Below are 13,593 nucleotides of genomic sequence, written 5' to 3' on the forward strand. Positions count from 1 at the left end.
GCCGCCTTTCAGCGGCGCGACGCGTTATATGCGTCCGATTCCCGCCCTTGTCAAGAGGCCTCGCGAAAACTTTTTTCGCCTGCCCCGTTTCTCGGCGCGGAGTGCTAAAATAGGTTTGCACACCCACCCTGTCAAGGGAATTTTTCAAACTTTTTTCAACCCCCCGCAAATCTGTGGCTGGCGCGGGTTTGCGGGCCTGCGCAACGCCCGGTGGGGCTTCGGCTTGCAGCCGGCCGAAAAAGGACTATCCTTCAGGAAACAGCACAGGAGGCCGCCATGCCCAAAATGCGCAGCTCCAAGCAGCAGCTCAAACGCATCCTCCAGGAGCCGGACTGGCAGGAGCACCTTGAGGAGATAGCCGCGGGCGGCATGACCAGCGTGGGGCCGCTCTTCTCCTTCCTTTTGCTCGGACCGCTCACCATGCACCGGGCGGCCGTGGCCCTGGGCGCCACGGTGGCCGAGCTTGCGCGCACCGAGCCCGAAACGGCGCGGAATGTCATCCGGCGCTTCATGTGGCACATGAACGAGGATTCGGGCAATATCGGCTGGGGCATCCCCGACGCCTTCGCGGAGTGCCTGGCCGCCAGCGAGACCTTGGCCGAGACGTACCATCGCATCCTCATTTCCTATATCATGGACCTGGGACACGCCGACAATTATTGCGACAATGACATCCTCCGCCGCTCCTGCTACTGGGCCGTGGGGCGACTTGCCGAGGCGCGGCCCGAAATGTGCGCCGGCGCGCGGCCCTGGCTGCGCAAGGGTCTTGCCGATGTGGACAGCATCTGCCGGGGCATGGCGGCCTGGGCGCTTTCAAAGCTGCCACAGGACATGATGGACGCCCCTGCCCTGCGGCGCCTTGCGGAATCGGGCGATGCGGACATGTGCGAGATCTATGAGGCCGGGCGCCTCTTTTCTGAGCGCGTGGACGAGCTCGCGCGGGCGGCGCTTGCGCGGGACGAAGCCCGGAAGCCCTGACCGGACGCCCCGAAGGCGGGACAGAGCCCGCACCACGTCAGACAGCGGCGTCCAGCAGAAGGTTGTCGCGGTGGATCACGTCCGGGTAGTGCGCGTCGCCGAGGATAGCCGCCACTTCGTGCCGCTTGAGGCCCATGATCTTGCGCAGGTCGGCCGCGCTGTAATTGGTGAGGCCCACGCCGAGCGGCTGGCCCGCATGCTCCACGCGCACGAGCGCCCCCTTCTGGAAGCTGCCAGAAACCTCGCACACGCCCCCGGGCAGCAGGCTGCCGCCCTCGCGCATGAGGGCCGCGGCCGCGCCCGCATCCACCGTCACGCTGCCCGCCGGGTCGGACTGGTAGGCCAGCCAGAACTTGCGCCGCGGAATGGCGTGGCGCGCGGGGTCTACCCAGGTGCCCGCCGGGGCTTCCGCGCCTTCTTCATCAACGAGGCCGAAGGCCCGCGTCAGGGCGTCCTGCTCGCGCCCGCGCAGGATGAGCGTGGGCACGCCGAGCTGTGCGGCCCGGCGCGCGGCCATGAGCTTGGAGCGCATGCCGCCGGTGCCCACGGCCGTCTTGGCGCCGCAGAGGCGCCCCAGGTCGAGCCGCGCCACATCCTCGATGCGGGCCAGCACCGGCGCCCCGGGGTCGGCCTGCGGGTCGCGCGCGCACACGCCCCGCGCCGACGTAAGGTTGATGAACAGATCCGCGCCCACGAGGTTCACAAGCAGGCTGGCAAGGCAGTCATTGTCGCCGAACTTGAGCTCGGCGACCGAGACGGTGTCATTTTCATTGACAATGGGCAGCACGCCCCAGCGCAAAAGCTCGGCGAAGGTATTGCGGGCATTGAGGAAGCGGCTGCGGGAGCGCAAATCGTCCCGCGTGAGCAGCACCTGCGCGGTGGCGACACCGTGCGGGCGGAAGGCCCTGTCCCAGGCGCGCATGAGCAGGCCCTGCCCCACGGCGGCTGCCGCCTGGCGCACGGCGAGGTCGCGGCCCCGGGCGTCGATGCCCTGGCTTGCAAGAGCCGCGCGGCCGGCCGCCACGGCGCCCGAGGAGACGAGGACGATACGGCGCCCGCCGGCATCACCCGCGCCTGGCGCCCGCAACACCGCCATCTGAGCGGCGAGGGAATCCAGCACTTCAAGGGCCAGCCCGTCCGCGTCCGTGAGGACGGCGCTCCCCACCTTGATGACGATGCAGTGCGCCCGGGCGAGCAGGCGGCGCCGCTCCCGGGCCCAGTCCGCGTCCGCGCCGGCCGAGGCCTCGTCATTCATTGGTGTACTCGACCTCGATCTCGGGGAATTCCTCGTCCTCGACCGGCGGCTCGGTGTGGAAATGCACCAGCGGCTCGTGGCGGCCGAGCTCGTCCTTGAGGCGCCAGAGCTCTTCCACCAGCGGCTCGAGGCCGATACGCTCCTTGGCGGAGATGAAGTAGATGCGGCGCTCGTCCTTGGCCGCCCGGGCCATGAGGGCCTGAAGGCGCTCCTCGGAGACGAGGTCGATCTTGTTGATGACCTCGATCTGCCGGCGCTCGGCGAGCTCCGGGTCAAAACGGCGCAGTTCCTCATTGACGAGCTCGAAACCGGCCCAGGGGTCCGCGTCGTCCACGTCCTCGATGCTCAGCATGTGCACGAGGAAACGCGTGCGCTCCACATGCCTGAGAAAGCGGTGGCCGAGGCCGAGGCCCGCGTGCGCGCCCTCGATGAGGCCCGGGATGTCGGCGATGATCATGCGCTTTTCCGGGTCGACCTCGTCAATCATCACGCCGAGGTTGGGCGTGATGGTGGTGAAGGGGTAATCCGCGATTTTCGGGCGCGCGGCCGAGACCCGGGAAATGAAGGTGGACTTGCCGGCATTGGGGAGCCCGATGAGGCCCACATCCGCCAAAATCTTGAGCTCGAGACGTAGGGTCACTTCCTCGCCGGGCTCGCCGGGCTGGGCGAAGCGCGGCGCGCGCATGGTGGCCGACTTGAAATGCTCGTTGCCCTTGCCGCCGCGGCCGCCGCGCGCCACGAGCACGAGGCTTTCGGGTTCGCTCAGGTCAGCGAGGAGGCGTTCGCCGCCGTCCTCGGCGATGGCTTCGTCCGCCTCGACTTCGGGCGCGTCGCCCCGGCGCACGCTCTCGGCGAAGACGAGCGTGCCCACGGGCAGCCCGAGCACGAGATCCGCGCCCTTCTTGCCGTCGCACTGGCCGCCGCGCCCGGGCTGGCCGTTCTGCGCCTCATAGACGCGCTTGAGCCGGAAATCGTAGAGGGAGAGGAGGCGGCTGTCCGCCCGGAGATAGACCGAACCGCCGTTGCCGCCGTCGCCGCCGTCCGGGCCGCCCTTGGGCACGAATTTCTCGCGCCGAAAGGACATGCAGCCCCGGCCGCCCTTGCCCGCCTTGACGAGGATTCTGGCTTCATCCACAAAACGCATGGCATGCCTCGCAGAGGGGCGCCCGCGGCACCATGCCGCAGGCAAGCCCCGAATGTGGCCCCACTATGCCCGCAAACACGCGAAAAGGGAAGGCCCGCCCATGGCGGCGCCTTCCCCGAAAACCCGGTATCTGCCGTACGGCTTTTCGAGCAGCTAGGCCGCGGCTTCGTCCACATGCACCCGCGTGTGGACGCGGCGCTTGCGCGTGAACTTTTCAAAGCGCACCACGCCGTCCACCTTGGCGAACAGCGTATAGTCGCGCCCCATGCCCACATTGAGGCCCGGATAGACGACTGTGCCCAGCTGACGAACGATGATGTTGCCGGCAAGCACAGGCTGCCCGCCATAGCGCTTGATGCCCCGGCGCTGCCCCGGACTGTCGCGGCCGTTGCGTGACGAACCGCCCGCTTTCTTGTGAGCCATGATGCCTCCTCGGCCGCTTCACCGGCACGGCGCCCGCCTCGGCGGCAGGCGCGCCGGCAGCCCGGCCTAGCTGTTGATGCTTTTGATGCGAAGGGCGGTGTGATCCTGCCGGTGGCCGTGCAGGGACTTGGAATCCTTGCGGCGGCGGCGCTTGAACACCAGCACCTTGGGGCCGCGGCCCTGGGCCACGACTTCGGCCTTGACGGTGGCGCCCTCAAGGTAGGGCGTGCCCACCTTGCAGTCGTCGCCGCCAATGAGCAGGACCTTGTCCAGAACGACCTCGGCGCCCGGTTCCACGGCGAGCTTTTCCACCAGGATGCGGGTGCCTTCCTCGACCTGGTACTGCTTTCCGCCGGTTTCGACAATCGCGTACATCTCAAACCTCCAAAAAGAGAAAGGCATACTTGCCCCAAGCGGCGGAAAATGTCAAGCGCCCGCCCGGGCCGCGTCAGCTCCGCGGGCCGGGCACGAGGGCCGCCAGCGCTTCGAGGGCCGCGTCGTCCGTATATTCAAAGCGCAGCGGCGTCAGCGTGACATGGCCATCGGCGAGCAGCGCCTTGTCCGTGCCCTGGCGCACGGTCTCCTCGGGCACGTCGCCGGTGAGCCACCAGTACGGCTCGCCGCGCGGGTCTTCACGGCGATCATAAATATTGCGCCACACGGCGTCCGACTGCGGGCAGACGCGGACCTCCCCTTCAGGGAGCCCGCCCGCGGGATAGTTGAGATTGAGGACGCGCCGCGCGGGAATTTTGTTCCAGTCGATGCGCTCGGCGAGGGCGACCGCGTGGCGCGCATGGGCCGAAAGATCCTGCCGCCCCGAGTGGTCGGCGTGGGAGATGGCCATGCTGGGCACGCCGTCGTGCGCGCCCTCGGCCGCGGCGCCCACGGTGCCGGAATAGAAGATGTCCGGCCCCACGTTGGGGCCGAGATTGATGCCCGCCATGACGAGGTCGGGCCGGCGTGGCGAGAGCGCGCCCAGGCCGAGCTTGACGCAATCCGTGGGCGTGCCGTGGACGCCGATGCCGGAAAAGCCCGGCTCCTCTATCATGCGCGTGCGCAAGGGCTCGAACACGGTGAGCGAGTGGCCCACGCCGGACTGCTGGCGCAGGGGCGCCACGGCCGTGACCGTATGGCCGGCCTCCGTGAGGGCGGCGTAAAGGGCGCGCAGGCCCGGCGCCAGGATGCCGTCGTCATTGGTCAGGAGAACGTGCATTTGACAATACCTCGGAAAGAAGGGAATCTCGGGCAAAGACGCCCCACGCGCGGTCGGGCGGAGATTATCTATATGGAAAAAGGCGATTTCGTCAAAGACATTGTGCCCAACGCCGAGGCCTCCGGCATCTTCGCCGTGGCCGAGGCGAGCCTCGCGCAGTCGCGCAACGGCCCCTACTGGCGCCTCGTGCTGGCCGACGCGAGCGGCAGTATCGAGGCCAAGATCTGGAGCCCGCTCAGCGGCGAATTCAGCGAGATCGCGCCGGGCACCCTCGCCGAGGTGGAGGGGCGGGCCTCGCTCTTCCGATCTGCCGTGCAGCTCGCCGTGGAAAAATTCCGCCCGCTCGACCCAGCCGAAGCCGCCCGCGTGGACCAGACGGCCTTTTTGCCCTCGAGCCCCTATCCGCTGGACGCCATGTTCGACGAGCTCATGGCGCTCTGCCGCGAGGAGTTCACGCACAAGCCCTGGCGCAAGCTCGTTTTCGCGGTGCTGGAAGATGCGGAGCTCGCGCCGCTTTTCCGCCTCTCGCCCGCGGCCAAGAGCGTCCACCACGCCTATGCCGGCGGCCTTCTGGAGCACACGCTCGGCGTGTTCAAGGCCTGCCGCCGCATGGCCGACCAATACCCCGAGCTCGACCGCCAGGCCCTGCTGGCCGGGGCGCTGTTCCACGATTTTGGCAAGATCCGCGAATTTTCGGGCGGTTTTTCCAACGACTACACCACCGAGGGGCGCCTCCTCGGGCACCTCATGCTCGGCGTGGAGATGCTGGCGCCCTTCCTCGCCCGCTCCGGCCTCGAACCCGGCCTTCAGGAGCACTTGCGGCACCTCATCCTGAGCCACCACGGCGAGCTGGAATTCGGCGCCGTGCGCCAGCCGCACACCCCGGAGGCCCTGGCCCTCCATTATGCGGACAATCTCGACGCCAAGCTCGCCCAGTGCCGCGGGCTCTTCGCGGCGCTGGACGGCGATGGCCCTGGCTGGACGCCGTGGCAGGCCACCCTGGGGCGGCCCATGTACCGGCCGCCGCGCACGCCCGAGGGCCGGCCGCCCGCTCCCAAGGGGCGCAAAAACGCCAGGAGGGAAGAATGTTTGTCACTTTTGAAGGCATAGAAGGCTCGGGCAAGTCCACGGCCCTGCGCCTGCTGGCCGCCTATTTACAGGAGCGCGGGCACGACCCGGTGCTCACGCGCGAGCCGGGGGGCAGCACCCTCGGCCGAAGCCTGCGCCCCATCCTGCTGGACGCGCGCACGCGCGGCCTCTCCAGCCGGGCGGAGCTGCATCTCTTCCTCGCCGACCGCGCCCAGCATGTGGCCGAGATCATCCGGCCCGCGCTGGAGGCCGGTCAGACCGTGCTCTGTGACCGCTTTTCGGATTCCACCCTCGCCTACCAGGGCTATGGCCGCGGTCATGATGTGGAGCGGCTGCGCCGCATCAATGCCCAGGCCACCGGGGGGCTCGCCCCCGACCTCACCCTGCTCCTCGACCTCAGCGTGGCCGAAGGGCTGGAGCGCGCGGGCGAGCGCAACCGCGCCGAGGGCACCGTGCTCTCGGAAGGGCGCTTCGACTCCGAAAGCCTGGACTTTCACGAGCGCGTACGCGCGGGCTACCTCGCCCTGGCCGCCTCCGAGCCCGAGCGCATCGCCGTCATCGACGCCACGCAGGCGCCCGAGGACGTGCTGCTCCAGTGCCTTTCCGCGCTGGAGGAGCGGCTGCACCACCGCGGCACCGGCATTGCCTGAGAAGGAGCTCCCATGGACAAGACACCTCCCGAACTCTATACCCTCGAAGCTGATGGCGGCCGCCTGCGCTTCACGCCGCTCGCGCCGGGCACGGCGCTGCCCTCGCCGCTCGCCGTGGTGCAACGCATGGGCGACCCGGCCCTCATCCAGTGCGCGGTGCTCCGGCGCGAGAACGCCCCCGGCGGCGTCTTCCGGCTGGAGGACGCGGGGGGCCCGCTGCTCGCCGCCATCGCGCCGGACAATCTCACCTTTGCGCTCGGCATGGGCTTTTTCGGCGAGCTCACGGCCAATGCCCGCTACGGCGTGGACGTGTTCGAGAACATGGAAGAGCCCGATGATTGAGCCGCTCTCGGCCAGCCGCACGCTCGGCGTGGTCTTCTTCCCCGCGTTCGACTGGGCCATCTCCCCCACGCACCCCGAGCGGGAGGAGCGGCTGCTCTACACGCGCGACCAGCTCCAGGAAGAGGGCCTTTTCGACATCCCGGGCATCAGCGAGCACAGGCCGGTCTTTGCGAGCCACGCACAGCTCGAGCGCGCGCACTTCTGCCTGCCCTCGGCCGGGGCCGTGAGCACGGAATCGCACCTCGCCGCGGCCGGGGGCGCCATCACGGCGGCGCGCCTCGTCATGGAGCACAGGACCGACCGGGCCTTCGCCCTGGTGCGGCCCCCCGGGCACCATGCCATGCGCGTGGTCCACGGCAACCGCGGCTTCTGCAACATCAATAATGAAGCCGTCATGGTGGAGTATATCCGCGACCATTACCCGCACCCGGAGGGCCGGCCCCTGCGCGTGGCCATCGTGGACACCGACGTGCACCACGGCGACGGCAGCCAGGATATCTTCTGGAACGACCCGCACACCCTCTTCATCTCGCTGCACCAGGACGGCCGCACCCTCTACCCGGGCACGGGCTTCCTCGGCGAGGACGGCGGCCCGGGCGCGCGCGGGCGCACCATCAACATCCCCCTCCCGCCCGAGACCTCGGACGAGGGCTATCTCTACGCCGTGCGCAACGCCGTCCTCCCCATGCTGGAGGATTTCCGGCCGGACATCATCATCAATTCCGCCGGACAGGACAACCATTTCACCGACCCGCTCGCCAACATGCGCCTTTCCGCCCAGGGCTATGCGGCGCTGACAACGGCCCTGAACCCGGACATCGCGGTGCTCGAAGGCGGCTACGCCATCCGCGGGGCGCTGCCTTACGTGAACCTCGGCATCTGCCTCGCGCTGGCCGGCATCCCGGCGGCGGCCGAGATACGGGAGCCGGGCTGGACGCCGGGCGCCATCCGCCAGAGGCCGCAGGTGGCCGAATATATCGCGCGCCTCTGCGAGGACGTGCTTGACCGCTATTTCCGGCCGCCGGCGCGACCCGCCGAGGGCAGGGAAGACCATGGCTGGTGGACGCGGCCCCGGCGCATCTTTTATGACACCGACATGCTGAGCGAGCGCCAGAACGAAAGCTGGCGCCTGTGCGGCGACTGCTCGGGCCTCGGGCGCATCGAGACGGAATCGGAGCGCGTGCCGCGCTCCCTCTGCCTGCTCGTGCCGCGCCACGCCTGCCCGGCCTGCCGGGCCGAGGGCACGCGCCTGGCCGAAGAGGCGCGCAAGAGCGGCCGCTACGCCCATGTGCGCCTTCTGGACGGCGACGCGGCGGACACGGCGGGGGAGCAGGCTCCCGGGCACATCCTCAACAACTAGCGAACCAGCGAGGCATACATGACGGACATCCTCATCATCGGCGCGGGCGGCGTGGGCAGCGTCGTGGCCCACAAATGCGCGCAGGCCAAGCGCGAGACCGGCGTTTTCGGCAAGATCACGCTCGCAAGCCGCACCCTCTCCCGCTGCGAAGCCGTGGCCGCCAGCGTGCGCGAACGCCTTGGCGTGGACATGGCCACCGCGCAGGTGGATGCCGACGACGTGCCGGCCCTCTGCGCGCTCATGCGCGAGGTGAAGCCGGCCATCGTATGCAATATCGCGCTCCCGTATCAGGACCTGCACATCATGGACGCCTGCCTGGAATGCGGGGCGCACTACCTCGACACCGCCAATTACGAGCCGCCGGACACCGCGCGCTTCGAGTACAAGTGGCAATGGGCCTATCGCGACCGCTTCCGCGAGGCGGGCCTCACCGCCCTGCTCGGCTCGGGCTTCGACCCCGGCGTGACCAATGTGTTCGCCGCCTGGGCGCTCAAGCACGAGCTCGACGAAGTGCATGTGCTCGACATCATCGACTGCAATGCCGGCAGCCACGGGCAGGCCTTTGCCACCAATTTCAACCCCGAGATCAACATCCGCGAGGTCACGGCGCGCGGCCGCTACTGGGAGCACGGGGAATGGGTGGAGACCGACCCGCTCTCCTGGTCCATGGACTATGACTTCCCGGACGGCATCGGCAAGAAGAAGTGCTACCTCATGTACCATGAGGAGCTTGAATCGCTGGTGCGACACCTGCGCGGCATCCGGCGGGCGCGCTTCTGGATGACCTTTTCGGAGAGCTACCTCAACCACCTCGAAGTGCTCGGCAATGTGGGCATGACCCGCATCGACCCGGTGCGCTTCCACGGGCAGGACATCGTGCCCATCCAGTTCCTGGCGGCGCTTTTGCCCGACCCGGCCTCCCTGGGGCCGCTGACCACCGGCCGCACCTGCATCGGCGACGTGCTCCGCGGCGTGAAAAACGGCAGGCCGCGCGCGGTCTATGTCTACAATATCTGCGACCATGGGGCCTGCTACCGCGAAGTGGGCTCGCAGGCCATTTCGTACACCACCGGCGTGCCGGCCATGATCGGGACCAAGCTCATCGCCGAAGGGCTGTGGCGCAGGCCGGGCGTGTGGAACATGGAGGAATTCGACCCCGACCCCTTCATGGCCGACCTCAACCGCTTCGGGCTGCCCTGGAACTGCGTGGAAGTTCCCGCGGACTGACCGATGCGCGGGGACTGCCTCGACCTTTTGCTGGCGCCGGATTCGCCCGCGCCCTCGCCCTGCTTCGTGCTCGACGAGTGCCGGCTTGCCGAAAACGCCGCCATCCTCGACAGCGTGCAAAAGGCCACAGGCGCGAAGATCCTGCTGGCGCTCAAGGGCTTTGCGGCCTGGGCGACCTTTCCCCTGCTCTCGCGCGCAGGCTCCGGCCCCTTGTGGGGCGTATGCGCGAGCTCGGTGGACGAGGCGCGCCTTGGCCGCGAGGACTTCGGCGGCGAGGTGCACGCCTTTGCGGCCGCCTGGAGCGAGGAGGAATTCCGGGAGCTGCTCACGCTCTGCGACCATATCGTGTTCAATTCGCTTGCGCAGTGGCGGCGCTTCCGGCCTTTGGCCGAGGCGGCGCGAGCTTCCGGGAAAAGCCGGGAGGTGAGCTTCGGCCTGCGCCTGAACCCTGAGCATTCCGAAGGCGCGGTTCCCATTTACGACCCCTGTGCCCCGGGCTCGCGCCTGGGCATCCGCCCGGCGCAGCTTGCGGCCGGGGCCACGCCGGGTGAGCTCGAGGGCATTTCCGGGCTCCACTTCCACACGCTCTGCGAGCAGGGGGCGGACGCGCTCGAGCGCACCCTGGATGCCGTGGAGGAAAAGTTCGCGCCCTGGATAACCGCGCTCCCTCAGGAAGGACGCTGGCTCAATTTCGGCGGCGGCCACCACATCACCAAGCCCGGGTACGACCGCGCCCTGCTCTGCCGGCTCATCGGGCGCTGGCGCGATCGCTACGGCGCGCAGATCTATCTCGAGCCCGGCGAGGCCGTGGCCCTCGATGCGGGCTGGCTCACGGCCACGGTGCTCGACGTGGTCGAAGCCGACATGCCCGTGGCCGTGCTGGACGTTTCCGCGGCCTGCCACATGCCGGATGTGCTCGAAATGCCCTACCGGCCGGGGGTGTATTATCGCGCCGCCCACGGCGCCCCCCGCAGGGCGGCCGAAGCCGGGGCCGACGCGTGGACCTGCCGGCTCGCGGGCAAGTCCTGCCTCGCGGGGGATGTCATCGGCGAATACGCCTTTGCCGCGCCGCTTGCCGTGGGGGATCGCCTCGTTTTCGCGGACATGGCCATTTACAGCATGGTGAAGACCACCACCTTCAACGGCCTGAGGCTCCCCTCCATCGGCATTTGCCGCTGCGCGGAGGCCGACCCGCTGGCTCCCGCGGGCGGGCGCTTCCGCATCCTGCGCCGCTTCGGCTACGAGGACTTCCGCGGTCGCCTCTCCTGAAGCGACCGCGGCCTGGCCGGGGCTCATCCCACCTGCTCCCACGCTCCAACGCTGCCCCGCGCCTTGACATCAGCGGGAAAAATTCGGATGATTTTGCACCTCTTTCAACCGTGTGCACACCGGAAACCACTGCCGCACCCATGCCGTGAAGCCGGAGGAGAATACCATGAGAACCAAGATCGTCGCCACCATCGGGCCCGCCTCCAACACCAAGGAAAAGCTCAAGGCCCTCGCCGGGGCGGGCGTCAGCGTCTTCCGCCTCAATTTCTCGCACGGCAGCGCCTCGGATTTCGTCAAGATCATCAACTATATCCGTGAGGTGGAGGCCGAACTCCACCGCCCCATCACCATCATGCAGGACCTTTCCGGCCCCAAGATCCGCCTCGGCGTGGTGCCGGAAAAATCCATCCAGGTCACCAAGGGCATGAAGCTTTTGCTCGGCCCGAGCGACAAGCGCGTGGAAGAGCTCGCCTATCTGCCCTTTGACCATGAGGTCATCCTCGAGAGCCTCGAGCCCGGCGACCGCATGGTGCTCGCCGACGGCGGCCTCCAGTTCGTGGTGAAGGAACGCCGCGACGACGGCCTCGTGCTGCTCGTGGCCGGCAACGACGGCATCGTGACCTCGCGCAAGGGCCTCGCGCTGCCCGGCAAGGCCACCAAGGTGCGCGCCCTCACCGAAAAGGACAAGAAGGACCTCGAGGACGGCCTGGCCCTCGGCGTGGACGCGGTCGCCATCTCCTATGTGCAGACCGCCGACGACGTGCGCGAGGCCAAGGAGCTCATCGCCAAGTCCGGCCGGCGCGTGCCTGTGGTGGTCAAGCTGGAGCGCCAGAGCGCGGTGGACAACCTCGACGCCATCCTCGCCGAGACGGATATCGTGATGGTGGCCCGCGGCGACCTCGGCGTGGAGTGCCCGCTGCCGCTTTTGCCGGCCCTGCAGAAGCGCATCATCAGCGCCTGCAACCAGGCCTCCAAGCCGGTCATCGTGGCCACGCAGATGCTGCTCTCCATGGTCAACAACCCCGTCCCCACCCGCGCCGAGACCACGGACGTGGCCAATGCCGTGCTCGACGGCGCCGACTGCGTGATGATGAGCGAAGAGACCGCCATGGGCAATTTCCCGGTGGAGACCGTGCAGTTCATGCGCATGATCACCACCGAGGCCGAAAAGCTGCTGCTCGACCACCGCAAGCTGGAAGAGCCGGAGAGCGACAAGGGCATCCCGGAATTCCTCGCCTATTCCGCGTGCCTGCTCGCCGACAAGGCGGACGCCAAGGCCATCGTGTCGCACAGCGTTTCCGGCGGCTCGGCGCGGCAGGTTTCCGCCCGGCGCCCCCCGCAGGCCATCTACGCGCTCACGCCTGACCCATCCACCATCAAGGCGCTCAACTTCGCCTGGGGCGTGACGCCCGTCTTTGTGGACAAGGACCACATCGGCCAGACACACCTTGAGCGCGCGGAAGAATTCATCAATAACAGCAAAGACTTCAAGGTCAACGACTGCGCGGTCATCACCGCCGGCCAGATCAAGGACTCGGCCACGCCGCGCGGCACCAACCTGGTCAAGATCTACTGGAAGTAGGGCATGGCAGAAAAGAAAGCCTCCGGCGCCGTTCCCGCGAACATCAACGAAGAGTACTACCAGATCAGCCCGGAGATCCTGGGGAGCTTCCCCAAGTATCGGCCGCCGGTGGATCTCTTCGTGTTCCGCGAGGATATTGCCGTGCTTGCGCCCTATTCGCGCAAGGGGACGCGCCTCACCAACGAGCAGGTGGACGAGCTCGCGCAGCTCTGCGCCGAGGGCAATGTGTTCGTCTCCCGCTCGGACCACCCCATCTATTCGCGGCACATCGTGCGCCAGCTCGACCTCGTCCTTCAGGACCACAACCTGAAGGAAGCCGAGATTGCCAATATCTGCGTGCACGCGCTCTACCTGCGCTATGCGGAGTTCTACGCGCAGCCCGTGAAGGCGCTTTTCGACCCGCTCTACCGCGACGTGCATGTGGTGACGGAATACCTCGCGCAGGACCCCAAGCGCATCAATGCCTTCATGCGCCGCCTGTTCCGCCGGCATGACCCGGCGAAGCACGCGGTGAACAGCATGATCGTGGGGCTGTGGCTCTGGCTCCAGAACCCGGGCGACCACGACCGCAAGGATCTCGACCGCATGGCGCTGGCCCTGCTCGTGCATGACATTGGCATGAGCAAGGTGCCCCCCTTCCTGCTGGACAAGAAGGGCGCGCTCAAGCCCGAAGAGCGCGAAAAGGTCTGGCAGCACTCCCTGCTCGGCGTGAAGATCATGCAGAAGATGGAGATGGCGTACGACGCCCTGCTCCACATCTGCTTCGAGCATCATGAGCGCATGGACGGCTCCGGCTATCCGCAGCGCATCAAGGCCGGCCAGGTCCCGCCCGGCGCGGCCCTCGCCGCCGTGGCGGACTCGTTCTCGGCCATGATCACTGAACGCAGCTACGCGCCCGCCAAGGAACCCATGGACGCGGCGCGCGAGCTCGCAGAAGACCAGCGGTATGACACCAGCATGGCGCGTACCCTGCTGGCCGGCTATGCCAGGAATACCTTTGGCACCCCGGTGGACATGGACGCCTTTGTGGAACAGAAGGACTGAAGCCCCCGCGCCGGATA

14 protein-coding genes are annotated in these 13,593 nt (G+C 68.0%); 9 read left to right on the forward strand and 5 right to left on the reverse strand.

What is annotated here, in order from left to right; translation table 11 throughout:
- Positions 1-276: 276 nt before the first annotated feature.
- Entirely contained in the window at positions 277-978 is a 702-nt protein-coding gene (locus tag HDR50_RS00325; protein WP_291354949.1) for a DVU0298 family protein, read from the forward strand.
- Positions 979-1,015: 37 nt separating this feature from the next.
- Here the strand turns inward: HDR50_RS00325 and proB are convergent, their stop codons facing one another.
- From proB to surE, 5 genes are all read right to left on the reverse strand, one after another.
- Positions 1,016-2,233 carry a glutamate 5-kinase gene (gene proB / locus HDR50_RS00330; RefSeq protein WP_291354951.1) on the reverse strand — a complete coding sequence of 406 codons (1,218 nt, stop codon included), beginning with the start codon at positions 2,231-2,233 and terminating at the stop codon, positions 1,016-1,018.
- The gene (gene obgE, locus HDR50_RS00335; protein WP_291354953.1) at positions 2,226-3,377 is read right to left on the reverse strand and encodes a GTPase ObgE; all 1,152 of its coding nucleotides are present in this window, start codon (positions 3,375-3,377) and stop codon (positions 2,226-2,228) included. The genes proB and obgE overlap by 8 nt, the downstream gene beginning before the upstream one ends.
- A 153-nt stretch (positions 3,378-3,530) precedes the next feature.
- Positions 3,531-3,800 carry a 50S ribosomal protein L27 gene (gene rpmA / locus HDR50_RS00340; RefSeq protein ID WP_165079438.1) on the reverse strand — a complete coding sequence of 90 codons (270 nt, stop codon included), beginning with the start codon at positions 3,798-3,800 and terminating at the stop codon, positions 3,531-3,533.
- Positions 3,801-3,866: 66 nt separating this feature from the next.
- Positions 3,867-4,175: a 50S ribosomal protein L21 gene (gene rplU, locus HDR50_RS00345; protein WP_291354955.1), complete on the reverse strand. Its 309-nt coding sequence runs from the start codon at positions 4,173-4,175 to the stop codon at positions 3,867-3,869.
- A 73-nt stretch (positions 4,176-4,248) separates the two neighbouring features.
- Complete coding sequence (surE, locus tag HDR50_RS00350) at positions 4,249-5,013, reverse strand: 5'/3'-nucleotidase SurE (protein ID WP_291354957.1); 765 nt, start codon at positions 5,011-5,013, stop codon at positions 4,249-4,251.
- Between the two features lie 72 nt (positions 5,014-5,085).
- Between surE and HDR50_RS00355 the strand changes: the two genes are divergently transcribed.
- The 8 genes from HDR50_RS00355 (at position 5,086) to HDR50_RS00390 (ending at position 13,576) form a co-directional block, all read left to right on the forward strand.
- Positions 5,086-6,123 carry an HD domain-containing protein gene (locus HDR50_RS00355; protein ID WP_291354959.1) on the forward strand — a complete coding sequence of 346 codons (1,038 nt, stop codon included), beginning with the start codon at positions 5,086-5,088 and terminating at the stop codon, positions 6,121-6,123.
- Entirely contained in the window at positions 6,099-6,752 is a 654-nt protein-coding gene (gene tmk / locus HDR50_RS00360; protein ID WP_291354961.1) for a dTMP kinase, read from the forward strand. The genes HDR50_RS00355 and tmk overlap by 25 nt, the downstream gene beginning before the upstream one ends.
- A 12-nt stretch (positions 6,753-6,764) precedes the next feature.
- On the forward strand, positions 6,765-7,094 hold the full coding sequence (locus HDR50_RS00365; RefSeq protein ID WP_291354963.1) for a hypothetical protein: 330 nt from the start codon (positions 6,765-6,767) through the stop codon (positions 7,092-7,094).
- Entirely contained in the window at positions 7,087-8,454 is a 1,368-nt protein-coding gene (locus HDR50_RS00370) for a histone deacetylase (protein ID WP_291354964.1), read from the forward strand. The genes HDR50_RS00365 and HDR50_RS00370 overlap by 8 nt, the downstream gene beginning before the upstream one ends.
- A gap of 18 nt (positions 8,455-8,472) precedes the next feature.
- Positions 8,473-9,681 carry a saccharopine dehydrogenase family protein gene (locus HDR50_RS00375; protein ID WP_291354965.1) on the forward strand — a complete coding sequence of 403 codons (1,209 nt, stop codon included), beginning with the start codon at positions 8,473-8,475 and terminating at the stop codon, positions 9,679-9,681.
- A 3-nt stretch (positions 9,682-9,684) separates the two neighbouring features.
- Complete coding sequence (nspC, locus tag HDR50_RS00380; protein WP_291354967.1) at positions 9,685-10,950, forward strand: carboxynorspermidine decarboxylase; 1,266 nt, start codon at positions 9,685-9,687, stop codon at positions 10,948-10,950.
- Between the two features lie 166 nt (positions 10,951-11,116).
- Positions 11,117-12,532 carry a pyruvate kinase gene (gene pyk, locus HDR50_RS00385; RefSeq protein WP_291354968.1) on the forward strand — a complete coding sequence of 472 codons (1,416 nt, stop codon included), beginning with the start codon at positions 11,117-11,119 and terminating at the stop codon, positions 12,530-12,532.
- Between the two features lie 3 nt (positions 12,533-12,535).
- Positions 12,536-13,576: an HD domain-containing phosphohydrolase gene (locus HDR50_RS00390; protein WP_291354969.1), complete on the forward strand. Its 1,041-nt coding sequence runs from the start codon at positions 12,536-12,538 to the stop codon at positions 13,574-13,576.
- The last annotated feature ends 17 nt before the right edge of the window (positions 13,577-13,593 follow it).

It is taken from the genome of Desulfovibrio sp. (assembly GCF_014803725.1).
Lineage (GTDB): Bacteria > Desulfobacterota > Desulfovibrionia > Desulfovibrionales > Desulfovibrionaceae > Desulfovibrio.